General features: G+C 70.0%; 12 protein-coding genes and 1 riboswitch. Of the genes, 4 read left to right on the top strand and 8 right to left on the bottom strand.

Annotation, left to right across the window (positions count from 1 at the left end):
- Nucleotides 1–49: 49 nt before the first annotated feature.
- From KL771_RS12265 to thiM (KL771_RS12235), 7 genes are all read right to left on the bottom strand, one after another.
- Complete coding sequence (locus KL771_RS12265; RefSeq protein ID WP_261968838.1) at nt 50–1,459, bottom strand: MFS transporter; 1,410 nt, start codon at nt 1,457–1,459, stop codon at nt 50–52.
- A 389-nt stretch (nt 1,460–1,848) separates the two neighbouring features.
- Complete coding sequence (locus tag KL771_RS12260; RefSeq protein ID WP_261968837.1) at nt 1,849–3,351, bottom strand: peptidoglycan-binding domain-containing protein; 1,503 nt, start codon at nt 3,349–3,351, stop codon at nt 1,849–1,851.
- Nucleotides 3,352–3,702: 351 nt separating this feature from the next.
- Complete coding sequence (locus tag KL771_RS12255) at nt 3,703–4,782, bottom strand: TRAP transporter substrate-binding protein (RefSeq protein WP_261968836.1); 1,080 nt, start codon at nt 4,780–4,782, stop codon at nt 3,703–3,705.
- Nucleotides 4,779–5,591, bottom strand: a complete 813-nt coding sequence (gene thiD / locus KL771_RS12250) for a bifunctional hydroxymethylpyrimidine kinase/phosphomethylpyrimidine kinase (RefSeq protein ID WP_261968835.1) — start codon at nt 5,589–5,591, stop codon at nt 4,779–4,781. Before thiD ends, KL771_RS12255 begins: the two co-directional genes overlap by 4 nt.
- The gene (gene thiE / locus KL771_RS12245; RefSeq protein WP_261968834.1) at nt 5,588–6,256 is read right to left on the bottom strand and encodes a thiamine phosphate synthase; all 669 of its coding nucleotides are present in this window, start codon (nt 6,254–6,256) and stop codon (nt 5,588–5,590) included. The genes thiD and thiE overlap by 4 nt, the downstream gene beginning before the upstream one ends.
- On the bottom strand, nt 6,253–7,113 hold the full coding sequence (gene thiM / locus KL771_RS12240) for a hydroxyethylthiazole kinase (protein WP_261968833.1): 861 nt from the start codon (nt 7,111–7,113) through the stop codon (nt 6,253–6,255). The genes thiE and thiM (KL771_RS12240) overlap by 4 nt, the downstream gene beginning before the upstream one ends.
- Entirely contained in the window at nt 7,110–7,889 is a 780-nt protein-coding gene (gene thiM, locus KL771_RS12235; RefSeq protein WP_261968832.1) for a hydroxyethylthiazole kinase, read from the bottom strand. The genes thiM (KL771_RS12240) and thiM (KL771_RS12235) overlap by 4 nt, the downstream gene beginning before the upstream one ends.
- Nucleotides 7,890–7,936: 47 nt before the next feature.
- Nucleotides 7,937–8,046: riboswitch (TPP riboswitch) on the bottom strand.
- 452 nt (nt 8,047–8,498) lie between these two features.
- Between thiM (KL771_RS12235) and KL771_RS12230 the strand changes: the two genes are divergently transcribed.
- A complete protein-coding gene (locus tag KL771_RS12230; protein WP_054362252.1) occupies nt 8,499–8,735 on the top strand; it encodes an Lrp/AsnC ligand binding domain-containing protein in 237 nt (78 codons plus the stop codon).
- A 178-nt stretch (nt 8,736–8,913) separates the two neighbouring features.
- Nucleotides 8,914–10,548 carry a glucose-6-phosphate isomerase gene (gene pgi / locus KL771_RS12225; protein WP_390866616.1) on the top strand — a complete coding sequence of 545 codons (1,635 nt, stop codon included), beginning with the start codon at nt 8,914–8,916 and terminating at the stop codon, nt 10,546–10,548.
- A 645-nt stretch (nt 10,549–11,193) separates the two neighbouring features.
- On the opposite strand, the gene KL771_RS12220 is transcribed toward pgi, so the two are convergent.
- Nucleotides 11,194–12,042 carry a fumarylacetoacetate hydrolase family protein gene (locus KL771_RS12220; RefSeq protein WP_261968831.1) on the bottom strand — a complete coding sequence of 283 codons (849 nt, stop codon included), beginning with the start codon at nt 12,040–12,042 and terminating at the stop codon, nt 11,194–11,196.
- A gap of 343 nt (nt 12,043–12,385) precedes the next feature.
- Between KL771_RS12220 and KL771_RS12215 the strand changes: the two genes are divergently transcribed.
- Both KL771_RS12215 and KL771_RS12210 read left to right on the top strand, forming a co-directional pair.
- Nucleotides 12,386–13,222: a UDP-2,3-diacylglucosamine diphosphatase gene (locus tag KL771_RS12215; RefSeq protein ID WP_261968929.1), complete on the top strand. Its 837-nt coding sequence runs from the start codon at nt 12,386–12,388 to the stop codon at nt 13,220–13,222.
- Nucleotides 13,219–14,247, top strand: a complete 1,029-nt coding sequence (locus KL771_RS12210) for a glycosyltransferase family 4 protein (protein WP_261968830.1) — start codon at nt 13,219–13,221, stop codon at nt 14,245–14,247. Before KL771_RS12215 ends, KL771_RS12210 begins: the two co-directional genes overlap by 4 nt.
- Nucleotides 14,248–14,313: the final 66 nt, after the last annotated feature.

Below are 14,313 nucleotides of genomic sequence, written 5' to 3'. Positions count from 1 at the left end.
AGCGGTTTCCTGGCCGCCGGAGCCGCCAGAGCCGCCGGAGCCGCCAGCGTCACGCCTGTCCGTCCGGCTCCGCCGCGGCCCGGCGCCCGCCCTGCAGCGAGGCGCCGGCACCCGGCCGGAGCTGGGCGAAGATCAGCGCCGACAGGCCGGACGCGATACCGACCGCCGCCAGCGCCAGGGAGATGCGCCCGGCATCCGGTTCCGCGCCGGCGGCGGTCACCATGTGGAGAATCATGGCTGCGACGGCGACGCCCGCGGAGAGCGAGATCTGCTGGGCCATGCTGGTCAGCGAGGTCGCCCGGCTCATCTGGTGCGGCTCGATATCCGCATAGGCGATGGCGTTGATGGCGGTGAAGTTGAGCGAGCGGAAGAAGCCGCCGACGAACAGCAGCACCATCATCAGTCCGAGCGGCGTGCCGACCCCGATCAGGGCGATGCTGGCGGTCATCAGGCCGCCGAGAGCGGAATTGACGATCAGGGTCGAGCGGAAGCCGAAACGCCCGATGATCGTCGCGGCGGCGAATTTCATCATCATCGCGGCGGCGGCGGCGATGAAGGTGGTCAGGCCGGATTCGAGCGCCGAATGGCCGAAGCCGATCTGGATCTGAAGCGGCAGCAGGAATGGCAGGGCTCCGATGCCGATCCGGAACAGCGAGCCGCCCGTGACCGCGATGCGAAAGGTCGGGATGCGCAGAAGGCCGACATCGATGATCGGCTGGGCGATGCCGCGGGCGCGACGCACATAGGCCCACAGGATCAGGCCGGCGGCGCCGGCCAGGCCCAGGGAAACCGGCAGCGGCACGATATCGCGGCCGAGGGTTTCGAAGGCGAACACGCCGGTGGCCAGCCCGACCGCCGAGAGGAGGAATCCCGTGGTGTCGAACGGGGTCCGTTCCTCCTCCCGGATCGCCGGCAGGAAGGCGAGCGCCAGCGCGATGCCGGCGAAGCCGATCGGCACGTTGATCCAGAAAATCCAGCGCCAGGACGCATAGGTGGCGATCAGGCCGCCGAGGGGCGGACCAATCACCGGGCCGATCAGCGCCGGTACGGTCAGCCACGCCATGGCGGCGACCAGATCGTCCTTGGGCACGGTGCGCAGCATGACCAGCCGTCCGACAGGCACCATCATGGCGCCGCCGAGCCCCTGCAGCAGCCGGCCGAGGATCAGGACCGTCATGGACGGCGCCAGGCCGCACAGAACCGACCCGGCCATGAAGACGCCGATCGCCGAAACGAAGACCCGGCGGGCGCCGAAGCGGTCGGCCATCCAGCCGGAGGCGGGGATGAACACCGCCATGCTGATCAGATAGGCGGTGATCGCCAGATTGAGGGCGATGGTGGGAACGCCCAGATCGTCCGCCATCACCGGCAGGGCGGTGGCGATGATGGTCGAATCGAGATGTTCCATGAACAGGGCGGACGCCACGATCAACGGGACGGTCCGAATGCGCAGGGCCATGTTGGGGAAGCCTCAGGAGGGATCGCCTCTCATGGCATGTCCGGACCGCGCCTGCCAGACGCCCGCCGCCGGCGAGCCATGACGATTCCGTGTGCTCCCGGGACGAGCTCTGCGACAGGCGCGGGGCGGCACTGTGCGCGGCGGGGACCTTCGCCACGCGGCATTCCGAACCCGCCGGGATCCGTTCGCCCGGGGTCCGATCGGGGCGGCTCGCTCCGATCGGAAACGCTTGCGCAAACAAAAGCATGCAGAGGACCAACCGATCCATTCAGATCGGATGATCCACTAGAGAGGCCCGCGTCCCAAAGGACGCGGACAAGGCGCTCTATCTAATTGAATCGAGAGCATATTATCTTCGATCGGGTGGTTCCACCCGATCGCAGGATGCTCTAGCGGCCGCAGCCGATCTGCACCACGGCGCCCTTGAGGGCGGTCGCGATCTGGCCGGCGCTGCGCGCGGCGGACGTCTCCGGAGCCGTCGCGACTGCGATGCCCTGTCCGGCCAGGAAGGCGGCGAGCGCGCCGCTGCCGGCGACCGACCACGGCGCCTCGGGGGCCACGCCGGCGATCCGTCGCGGTTCGCTGGCGAGGCCGGCAACGAGGCCGACCACGACGCCCGACCGGTCGGTGACCGTGGCGCCGAGGCCACCCGGCTGTAGCGGCGTCAGCACGCGCTGGCCGGCCTTCGAGCCCTCGGGCGTTGCCACCGCCTCGCCCGGTCCGACCATCAGGCCCTGGCCGGAGCGCTCGCCCTGGCCGAGCACGATCAGGGCCTCGCCGGCCGGGACCGGCCGGCCGCGCAAGGCGACCGGGTTGGCGGGTCCGGTTTCGCCTTCCAGCAGAGCCAGACCGCCGGCCGCGTCGGTGGCGACGATGCGGGCCGGCTTGCCGCGCAGGCTCGGGGCGCGGCAGGCGTCCAGCGCCGCCGAGACCGTGACGACCCGGTTCTGCGCGACCACCAGGCCGCTCGCCGCCAGCATGGCCGGCTTCTCGGCGACGGCCGGGGGAGCGGCCGGCGGCGGCGGGGCGGTCGAAGCGGCCGGCTTCGTGGCGGCGGGCACGGCCGCGACGGTCGTCGTTGCGGCCGCCGGCGGCGTGGTGGTCACCGCGGCAGAGGGCACGGCGGCTCCCGCCGGGATGCCCGGGAAGGGATCGAACGAGTTCGACAGCACGACGGCGATCCGGTCGCCGTCCGGGGTCGATTTCTCGAAGCCATAGGTGTAGCCGACGACGCCCGCCGGGCCGGTGGCGTAGCGGGTATAGAACTTGTGCGTCTGCGTCTCGCCGGCGACCACGAACCAGGTCTGCCGCCAGATCGCATAGGTGACCTTGCGGCCGGCCTGCTCGGCCTTCAACTGGTCGAACATCGCCTGCAGGTCGGCCTCGCCGGGCCGATAGGCCTCGGTGGCGACCGAGATGCGGTTGTCCTTGCGGGTCCAGGCCGTGCCGCGGCCGCGCGGGCCGGAGGTCTCGAAAGCCTTGACCGGCAGGCCGATGCGTAAGCCCGTCTTCGGGTCGGTGACGACCGCGTAGCCGGACATGCCGCGCAGCTTCTCGGCCTCCGCCGCCAGAGCGCCGCGTTCGCGCGAGTCGAGGATGCCGTCGGCCTTGAGCTTGTTCTTCAGTTCGAAGCTGACGATCGCATCGAAGCTGCCCTTGCCGAACTGGCCATCGAGCGTGCCATTATAGGTCGAGGCCCAGACGAGATCGTTCTGGATCGCCTTGCGGTCGTCGAGCGGCAGCGCATCGAAGGCCGCGCGGGCGGCATCGAGCAGCGGATTCTGCGACTGGGTCGCGGTCGGCGGCGTGGTCTGGGCGGCGGCCGGGGCCGCATGGGGCACGAGCGGGGCCAGAATCAAGGCGGCCGGAAGCCACCGAACGGACTTCAGCATCGAATTCTCCTCGCGCACCCGTCCGGACCATCGCAGAGCCGCGCCGCGCCGTCCAGAGGGAGGAGACGGTTCGGTGCGGGTCGCGGCACCGCGATCTCCTGGATCGGATCGGAATGGCGCGGGATCCCGCGACCCGCATTCCCGGCCGGAGCGCCAGCGGAGAGCCGGGACCCACTCTGCTGTCAACTTTCCGCAAGAGTTTGATTATACTGACGATCTTGATACCGCTGCGAGGCGAGTAGGCCCCGGATCGGCGGCGCTGACGCGCCTTGTCCGGGGATGCGCCGCGAGATGGATGCGGGGATCGGCGTGCACAGCCGACTGCCGACTGCCCAATCGGCCTCGCGCCGCCTATCCCTGCCGGGCTTCCAGGAAGGATCCTTGCGTGATGCGCAGCCAGCCTCCGGTGCGGATGCGGGTGGCGCGGTAGCTGTCGACGATCTCGCGGGACAGGGCGTCGCGGGCCGCGATCTCGCCGAGGAGGTCTTCGCCATGGCGGGCGGCGGCGGCGAGGATATCGGCCGGGATCGGCTTGACGCCGATGCCGTGGGTCGATTTCAGCACCTCCAGGCTGGAGGCGTTGTTCCATTCGGCCAGCGTCAGCGCATTGGCATGTTCCTGGCGGCAGGCGGCGGCGACGAGGTCGCGCAAGTCGACCGGCAGGGCCTCCAGCGCCTTGATCGAGACGATCGCCTCGCCGGTCCCGTTCGGCTTGTTGAAGCCCGGGCCGTAATAGGTCTTGCTGACCCGGTGATAGCCGAAGGCGAGGTCCGAATAGGGCGCCAGCACCTCCGCCGCGTCGACCACGCCGGCCTGCAGTGCCGGCAGCACCTCGCCGGTCGGCAGGGAGACCGGGGTCGCGCCGAGCCGGCGATAGATCTCGCCGCCGAGCCCGACCACGCGGATGCGCAGGCCCTTCAGGTCTTCGAGACCGTTCAACTCGCGACGGAACCAGCCGGCCATCGAGAAGCCGGTGTTGCCGCCCATATAGGGCTGCACGCCGAAGGGCCGGTAGAGCTTCTCCCACAGCGCCTGGCCGCCGGCCTGATCGATCCAGATCATGTGCTCGAGCGGCGTCAGCCCGAACGGCGCGGTGGTGAACAGCGGCGCGGCCGGCATCTTGCCCTGCCAGTAGATCGCCGCCGTATGGGCCATCTCGGCGGTGCCGCCCGAGACCGCGTCGAAACATTCCAGCGCCGGCACCAGCTCGCCGGCCGCATAGACCTTGACGGTCAGCCGGCCGTCGGTCAGCCGGGCGATCGACTGGGCGAGCCGCTCGGCCGAGAGGCCGGGTCCCGGCAGGTTCTTCGGCCAGGAGGTGACCATCTTCCATTCGGCCAGCCCCTTGGCGAGGGCCGGGCTGGCGAGCGGGGCGGCCAGCGCGGCCCCGGCGGCGGCCAGCGCGCGGCGGCGCGAAACGGTTCCGGTCATGCCTCGGCTCCCGTCCAGAGGGCGTGGAAATGATGCACCGGCCCGTGGCCTTTGCCGATCTTCAGCCGGTCGGCGGCGCGGATGGCGGCGGTGACATAGTCCTTGGCCTCTGCCACGGCGCTCTCCAGCGGCAGGCCGCGGGCGAGGCCGGCGGCGATCGCGGAGGAGAGCGTGCATCCGGTGCCGTGGGTGTTCTGAGTCTCGTGGCGGGCGGCGCGGTACCAGCGATGGCCGGCCGCCGAAACGAGCAGGTCGGCGCTTTCCGCGCCGTGGCCGTGCCCGCCCTTGATGAGCACGGCACGCGGACCCATCGCCAGGATGCGCCGGGCCTGCTCCATCATCTCCGCTTCCGTCGTGGCAACGCCGTCGCCGAGGAGGCGCGCGGCCTCCGGCAGGTTCGGCGTGACCAGATGGGCGCGCGGGATCAGCACCTCGCGCAGGGTGGCGACGGCCTCCGGCTGCAAGAGGTTGGCGCCGCTCGCCGCGACCATGACCGGATCGAGCACGACATGGGCGGGCGACCAGCGGTCGAGCCCGGCCGCGACGGCGCGGATCGCTGCGGGTTGTGACAGCATGCCGATCTTCACGGCATTGACGGCGAGATCGGAGAACACCGCGTCGATCTGGGCGGTGACGAAGTCCGGCGGCACGTCGTGGATCGCGGTCACGCCGAGCGTGTTCTGCGCCGTCAGGGCGGTCAGCACGCTGGCGCCATAGACGCCGAGTGCCGAGAAGGTCTTCAGATCGGCCTGGATGCCGGCGCCGCCGCCGGAATCCGAGCCCGCGATGGTCAGCGCGATGGCGGTCATGCGGCGGTCTCCGGCTGGCGCGCGCGGGCAAGGTCCAGTTCGGCGCGCAGCGCCCGCGCCGCGGCTCTCGGATCGGCCGCCGCCATGATCGCGGAGACCACCGCCACGCCGTGCGCGCCGGCCGCGACCGAGGGCGCGATCTCGGCCGCGCCGATGCCGCCGATGGCGACGATCGGCAGGGCGGTCAGGCCTGCGACGGTGGCCAGCCCCTCGAACCCGATCGCCGCGCCGGCATCCGTCTTGGTGGCGGTCCGGCGCACCGGCCCGGTGCCGAGATAGTCGACCGCGGCGAGCGCATCGGCCGAGGCCGCGAATTCGGCCGGCGAGCCGACCGACAGGCCGACGATCCGGTCCGGCCCGATCAGGCGGCGCACGTCGCGCGCGTCCATGTCGCCCTGGCCGACATGGACGCCATCGGCATCGGCGGCCAGCGCCACGTCGGTGCGGTCGTTGACGATCAGCGGAATGCCTTTCGGCCGGAGCAGGGCGACGAGTGCGCGCGCGGCCTCGACCAAGGCGCCGGTCTCCGCCTGCGGGTCGCGCAACTGAACGAGCGTGACGCCGCCGGCCACCGCCGCCGCGACCGTGTCGATGAGCGCACGCGGCTGGCCGATCGACGGATCGGTGACCAGATAGAGACCGAGATCGAAGGCGAGGCGGGTCAAAGGTCGATCTCCGTGAAGCCGGCATGGGCGGCGAGGGTGGCTTCGTCCATGGCGAGGAGGGCGTCGCACAGTTCGGCCGGCAGATGGCCGGCCCCGCCGGGGCAGCGCGCGCCGGCGACCGCACCGGCCGCGCTATAGACGGCGAGTGCGGCGACGGCGGCCTCAAGCGGCGGGGCGACGGCCAGGAAGGCGCCGGTGGCGGCGGACAGCGCGCAGCCGAGCGCGGTCGAGAGCGGCATCAGCGGATGGCCGCCGGTGATCGCGATCAGGCGCGTGCCGTCGGTCGCGTAGTCGGTTTCCCCGGTCAGCGCGACGACCGTTCCGGCCTGGCGCGCCAGGGCGACGGCGGCCGCGGCCGCCGCGTCCGATCCGGCCAGCGAATCGACCCCGCGGCTGGCCTCGGCGGAAGCCGCCGAGGCGGCGCCGGCGAGGCCCGCGAGCGCCATGATCTCCCCAGCATTGCCGCGCACGATGGCGGGCTTGAGGTGCAGGAGCGCCAGCGCGGTCTCCGAACGCAGCCGGGTCGCGCCGGCGGCGACCGGATCGAGCAGCCAGGGCTTGCCATGGCGATTTGCGGCCGCGGCGGCGCGCAGCATGGCGTCGATCCAGGGGCCCGACAGCGTGCCGATATTGATCACCAGCGCGTCCGCGATCCCGGCGAACTCCTCGACCTCCTCGCCGGCATGGACCATGGCCGGGGAGGCGCCGAGGGACAGGAGCACATTGGCCGAGATGGTCATCGCCACGTAGTTGGTGATGTTGTGCACCAGCGGGCGGCGCGCGCGCAGGGCAGCGAGCGCGGCGGCCACGGCGGCGATGGTCGGGGAGGGGGGCAGGGCTGTCGTCGGGGCGGTCATGCCAGGCGCGCCTTCTCGATGATGGTCGCCGTATCGAGGCCGTAGAGCGCATCCAGGATCGCCGCGGCGAAGGTTCCCGGCCCGCTCGAGGCGGCGGCGGCGACCTCGCCGGCGATGCCCATCACGGCCAGCGCCGCGCCGGCGGCGACCAGTGGATCCGGCTCGACCGCCCGGAATGCGGCCGCCACCGCGGTGCCGGCGCAGCCCATGGCGGTGACCCGGTCCATCAGCGGATGGCCGTTGGCGATCCTGACGATCCGGCTGCCGTCGGTGACGATGTCGACCGGCCCGGACAGCGCGACGGTGGTCAGGTGCCGGGCGGCGAAATGGCGGACCGCCTCCTCGCCGGTATCCGTACCGGCGAGACCGACGAATTCTTCGTGGTTGGCGCGCACGAAATCCGGCTCCATCCCGATCAGCGTCCGCGCGAAATCCAGCCGCGGCGGGGAGATGTCGACCTTGACCGGGTCGAGCACCCAGGGCACGCCCATCTCGCGGGCGACCTCGACGGCGGTCAGGCTGGCGTCGCGCCGGTGCCGGTCGAGAATGCCGAGATTGACCAGCAGGCTGCCGGAGACTGCGATGAAGGCGGCGATCTCCTCCGGGCTGGAGGTCATCGACGGCCGCGCGCCGATCGCCAGCAGCATGTTGGCCGTGTAGCTCTGCGCAACCGGATTGGTGATCACCTGGACCCGCGGCCGGCCGGTGCGGACCGCGTCGAGCACGCCGGCGACATGGTCAGGGGTGAGGGGATGAGCGGGCAGTTGCTGGGTCACGAACGCGCCTCCGCCGGGATTGCGGGCAGGGCGGTTCGGGATTGCGCGATCATCGCCATCTCAAATCCCTCCGCCGGCACGACCCGGATCAGGTTCTTGGAGTTGGCGCCGCCGCCTCTCAGCCCGGCCGTCAGGACGGGCACCCCCATGAGATGGCTACAGACCTAGGATCTCGCCCCGCCGTTGGCAAGCGGGAATTTGGGCGAGAAAAGTGGGTGCCCGGCCTTGCAATGCCGGGCAGGGACCACCACTTGAGACCTCGACGGTGACGCAGGGCCGACCAAGCCCCGGCGTCCAGTGGAGATCGCGAACGCTGACCGCGGATGTACCGGCAGCCTTCGATCTCCCCAACCCGCCCGCCGCCTGCGCCCTTTCCGAGATTTCGGAACGATCGCGTCGTGCCGCCGCCCCAAGGGGACCGGCAAGCCGACGCGAAGCTGCAGCGGCGGGGCGGGCGTCCTTGTTTTCCCTTTCAGATTCCGATTTTGGGCTGGTACGGCGGCACCCGATCGCGCGTGGCCGCCCTTCTTCAGCGAGAGCCGCCACCCCTTGCCGCCGTGGCGGCGATCCGGTCTATTGGGCGCCTGCATCATTCGCCAAGGCGAGCCCATGAAACCCTTCTTCGTCCTGATCAAGACCAATCTCGGCCGTGCCTATGAGGTCGCGACCGCCCTTGCCGATGCCGAGATCGCGTCGGAAATCTATTCCATCGCCGGCGACCACGACCTGATCGTGAAGTTCTATGTCGAGGACGACACCGATATCGGCCGCTTCGTGAACGAGAAGGTGCACCACATTCCCGGCATCCAGGACACCAAGACGCTGATCACCTTCAAGGCTTTCTAGCCCCGGGACGTTGCGGCGGGGCGCCGCAATTTCGCGCGCTTCCCGCCCCGGCCGCCTTGATTGTTCCGATAAGCCGTCTGCCTTTCGCCGTGACGCTCCGTAAATCCTGCCGGCACCGCATGGGACAAGGAGTGCCGCCATGATTTCGATGCTGCGTTTCGGACCGGAGATCCGCACGATGCCCGAACTTGTCGATCTCGCCATGGCCGATCTCGTCGAGCATGCCCGGCTGGTCGAGCCGCTGCATCTGCGCGATCTGTTCGCCGCCGACCCGCAGCGCTTCCAGCGCTTCTCGCTGGCGCTCGACGACCTGCTGATCGACTATTCCAAGAACAGGATCGTGCCGCAGACCATGGAGCGGCTGATGGCGCTGGCGCGCGTCGCCGATCTCGAAGGTTGGCGCGAGCGGATGTTCGCCGGCGAGCCGATCAACACCACCGAGGGCCGCGCCGTCCTGCATACGGCACTGCGCAACCGGTCCGGCCGCGCCGTGACGGTCGACGGGCGCGACGTGATGCCCGACGTGACCGAGGTGCTGATCCGCATGGGCGCCTTCGCGGATTCCGTCCGCACGGGCGCGGTCAAGGGCGCCACCGGCAAGGCCTTCACGGATGTGGTCAATATCGGCATCGGCGGCTCCGACCTCGGTCCCGCCATGGTGACGCTGGCGCTGGCGCCCTATCACGACGGCCCGCGCGTCCATTTCGTCTCCAATGTCGACGGCGCCCATATCGCCGACACCCTGAAGCGGCTCGATGCCGAGACGACACTGTTCCTGGTCGCCTCCAAAACCTTCACCACCCTGGAGACCATGACCAACGCGGCGACCGCCCGCGCCTTCATTGCCGAGCGGCTCGGCGAGGCGGCGGTGCCGGACCATTTCGCCGCGGTCTCGACCGCGGTTCCGAAATGCGCCGCCTTCGGCATCCGCGAGGACCGCATCTTCGGCTTCTGGGACTGGGTCGGCGGGCGCTATTCGGTCTGGTCGGCGATCGGCCTGCCGGTCGCCATCGCGGTCGGCTCGGAGCGCTTCGAGGAATTCCTCGCCGGCGGCCACGCCATGGACGAGCATTTCCGGACCGCGCCGCTGGAGGCCAACCTGCCGGTCGTGCTCGGCCTTCTCGGCGTCTGGTACCGCAACGTGTTCGGCATGGCCTCGCAGGCGGTGATCCCCTACGACCAGCGCCTGTCGCGCTTCGCCGCCCATCTGCAGCAGCTCGACATGGAATCGAACGGCAAGCGCGTCCGCCGCGACGGCCGCCCGGTGGCGCTGTCGACCGGCCCGGTCGTCTGGGGCGAGCCGGGCACCAACGGTCAGCACGCCTTCTTCCAGCTGATCCACCAGGGCACCGACCCGATCCCGGTCGACTTCCTGCTCGCCGCCGAGCCGCACGAGGCCCTGTCGGACCACCACGCCAAGCTGGTCGCCAACTGCCTCGCCCAGTCCGAGGCGCTGATGCGCGGCAAGACGCTCGACGAGGTCCGCGACGAACTGGCCGCCGCCGGCCTGGAGGAGGAGGCCATCGCGGCGCTCGCCCCGCACAAGGTCTTCCCCGGCAACCGCCCGTCCAACACCATCCTTTACCGCAAGCTCGACCCCTTCACGCTCGGCCGCCTGCTCGCCCTCTACGAGCACAAGGTCTTCGTCCAGGGCGTGATCTGGAACGTGAATTCCTTCGACCAGTGGGGCGTCGAACTCGGCAAGCAACTCGCCACCGAGCTGCTGCCGGTCGTCAAGGGCGAGACCGATCCGACAGGCCGCGACGGCTCCACCGCCGGCCTGATCGGCCATTTCCGCGCCCTGAGGGGGTAGCCACAGAGGCTCGTCGACTGATCGAGCCGCGGCATCGGTGGTCGGGAGCGGATATGCGCTTGCGATAGGCCTTCCCTTCTCCCCCCAAGGGGGGAGAAGGTGCCCGAAGGGCGGATGAGGGGGTCGATCCGACCGCGGCCCACGGTCATCCGGTCGATCTCCGGCAGCTTAGGTCGATGATTCTGCAAGCTTTTCCAAATCCACCCCCTCATCCGGCCTTCGGCCACCTCCTCCCCCCCAAAGGGGGCGAAGGGGAAGGAGCCGCGGCATCGGTGGTCGGGAGCGGATATGCGCTTGCGATAGGCCTTCCCTTCTCCCCCCCAAGGGGGCGAAGGGGAAGGAGCCGCGGGATCGGTAGTCGGGAGCGGATATGCGCTTGCGCCGGGCTGGACACGGGCCTTCCCTTCTCCCCCCAAGGGGGGAGAAGGTGCCCGAAGGGCGGATGAGGGGGTCGATCCGACCGCGGCCCGCGGTCATCCGGTTCGTGTCCCCGCCGCCTAAATTTCGGATTCTACTGCCGTTTGCAAACCCACCCCCTCATCCGGCCTTCGGCCCCCTTCTCCCCCCCAAGGGGGAGAAGGGGATGGGGCCGCGGGATCGGCGAAGGGACGGCTGCAGCCATGACGTGGCTCCCGGACCCGGGCGTCAGCCCTGGTAGGCGACGACGGTCTGGCGCTGTTCGCCGAGCTTCTCGATGCCGAGATGCATCGTGTCGCCGACCTTCAGGTAGAGCGGCGGCTTCATGCCGAGACCAACGCCCGGGGGGGTGCCGGTGGTGATCACATCGCCGGGATCGAGCTGCATGAACTTGGAGATGTAGGCGACGCAGAAGGCGGCGCTGAAGATCATGGTCCGGGTCGAACCCTTCTGCACGCGCTTGCCGTTCAGGTCCAGGAACATGTCCAGCGCCTGCACGTCGCCGACCTCGTCCGGGGTCACGAGCCAGGGGCCGAGCGGACCGAAGCCCGGCGCGGCCTTGCCCTTGACCCACTGGCCGGTGCCCTCGGTCTGCCATTCGCGCTCGGACAGGTCGTTGCAGACGGCATAGCCGGCGATATGGGCGACGGCATCCTTCTCTTCGATCCGGTAGGCGGTCTTGCCGATCACGATGGCCAGTTCGACTTCCCAGTCGCCCTTGGTCGCGCCCGGCGGGAGGACGACATCGTCGTCGGGACCGGCCAGACAGTTCGGCGCCTTGTTGAAGAGCACGGGCTCCTTCGGCACCGGCAGGCCGCTCTCCGCGGCGTGGTCGGCGTAGTTCAGGCCGACGGCGATGAAGTTGCCGGTGCGTGCGATGCAGGAGCCGAGACGGACGACCTGCGGCGCCTGAGGCAGGCTGAGGGGATCGAGCGCGCGGATCCGGTCGAGCGCGGCGGGGGTCAGGCCGTCGCCGGCGAAATCCGGAGCATGGCCGGACAGATCGCGGATCGAACCGTCGGCGGCGACGATACCGGGCTTCTCGGCGCCCTTCGCGCCGAAACGGACAAGCTTCATTCCTCGGGTCTCCCTCTTGCTGTCCCATCCGTCGCCGCCGCGCCGGAGCGGGGGGCGTTCGGAGGGCGGCGGATCATGCGCGAGGGCCGTGCGGCTGGCAACAGCCCGGCACGCATTCCTCGTACCTTTGCGGCGGGGTCCGCTTTCCATCGACCGCGTACCTTTGCGGCGGGGTCCGCTTTCCATCGACCGCGTCCCTTTGCGGCGGGATCCGCGGGCGCGTGCGACGTCGGATACGGGGCGTCACAAAAGCGAGATCGGAATCGTGTTCCTGGAGGCCATGTTGCCATCCGGAACCGCCACGATGACTGCCCTACCGTTCCGGGCCGCGGAATTGCCGGCCATGATCGGCCGCGATCCGGCCGTGCCCGAGCCGCCCGATCCCGCGGAGCCCAAGCCCCGGCACTTCCGTGCGCTGTTCCTGTCCGACGTGCATCTCGGCACGCGCGGCTGTCAGGCCGATCTCCTGCTCGACTTCCTGCGCCTGCACGATGCCGAGACGGTCTATCTGGTCGGCGACATCGTCGACGGCTGGCGCCTGAAGCGGTCCTGGTACTGGCCGCAGAGCCACAACGACGTGGTCCAGAAGATCCTGCGCAAGGGCCGCAAGGGCGCGCGGATCGTCTACCTGCCCGGCAATCACGACGAATTCCTGCGCGACTATCTCGGTTCGCATTTCGGCGGCGTCGAGATCGTCGACAGCCTGGTGCACGAGAGCGCCGACGGCCGCCGCTTCGTCGTGATCCATGGCGATCAGTTCGATGTCGTCGTGCGCAACGCCAAGTGGCTCGCCCATCTGGGCGACTGGGCCTATACCTTCGCGCTCGGCGCCAACACCGCCTTCAACATCGCCCGCCGCCGGCTCGGCTTCGGCTATTGGTCGCTGTCGGCCTGGGCCAAGCTGAAGGTCAAGAACGCGGTCAGCTTCATCGGCGCCTTCGAGCAGGCGTTGACCACGGAGGCCCGCCGGCTCGGTGCCGACGGCGTGATCTGCGGGCATATCCACCACGCGGCGATCCACGACCGGTTCGGCATCACCTACGTCAATACCGGCGATTGGGTCGAGAGCTGCACGGCGGTCGCCGAACACCATGACGGCCGCATGGAAATCCTCACCTGGACGAAGCCCGCCGAGACGCTCGCCCCCGCAGCCCGCGCAGAGGTCCTCGGCGCCGCATGACGAAAATCCTGATCGTGACCGATGCCTGGCGCCCCCAGATCAACGGCGTGGTGCGCACGCTCGAACGCCTGTCGGAGGAGATCCGCCGCTTCGGCATCGAGGTCGACCTGCTCACCCCGGCCGAGTTCCCGACCCTGCCGTGCCCGACCTATCCGGAGATCCGGCTGGCGCTCACCGGCATCAACCGGGTGCGCCGGCGCATCGAGGCGGCCCGGCCGGACTATGTCCATATCGCCACCGAAGGCCCGCTCGGCCTGATGACCGCCAAGGTCGTCAACGGCCACGGGCCGGGCTTCACGACCAGCTACCACACGCGCTTTCCGGAATATCTGTCCGCGCGTCTGCCGGTCCCGCAATCCTGGTCCTATGCCTGGCTGAAACGGTTCCACAATCGCGGGCTGGCCTGCATGGTGGCGACCGAGAGCCTGCGCCGCGATCTCGAAGCGCGCGGCTTCAACAATCTGTCGATCTGGTCGCGCGGCGTCGACCAGGGCCTGTTCCGGCCGCGCGCCGAGCGTGTTCTCGACCTGCCGCGCCCGATCTTCATGAATGTCGGCCGCGTCTCGGTGGAGAAGAATCTCGAGGCCTTCCTGGATCTGGATCTGCCGGGTTCCAAGGTGATCGTCGGCGACGGCCCGGTTCTCGGCTCGCTCAAGAAACGCTATCCGGATGTCCATTTCCTCGGCACCCATACGGGCGAGGATCTCGCGCTGCTCTATGCGGCGGCCGATGTCTTCGTCTTCCCGTCGCTGACCGACACCTTCGGCAACGTGCTGATCGAGGCTCTGGCCTGCGGCGTGCCGGTCGCCGCCTACCCGGTGATGGGCCCGGTCGACGTGATCGGCGATACCGGGTCGGGCGTGCTGTCGAACGACCTGCAGGAGGCTTGCATCGCCGCGCTCGACATCCCGCGCGAGGCGGCGCTGGCGCGGGCGGCGGATTTCACCTGGGAACGGGCGACGCAACAGTTCGTCGACACGATCGAGCAGGCGCAGCGGCGCCGGCGCACCGTCCGGGCGGCCTGACGGCGGCACGCCCGGTCAGGCATGGACCCGGTCGTGGGGCCACCATCCGGTCTCGGCTGACCTGCG

The sequence above is a fragment of the Prosthecodimorpha staleyi genome, from assembly GCF_018729455.1.
Lineage (GTDB): Bacteria > Pseudomonadota > Alphaproteobacteria > Rhizobiales > Ancalomicrobiaceae > Prosthecodimorpha > Prosthecodimorpha staleyi.
Note: the sequence above shows the minus strand (reverse complement) of the source record. Positions and strands in the feature narration are given on the sequence as shown.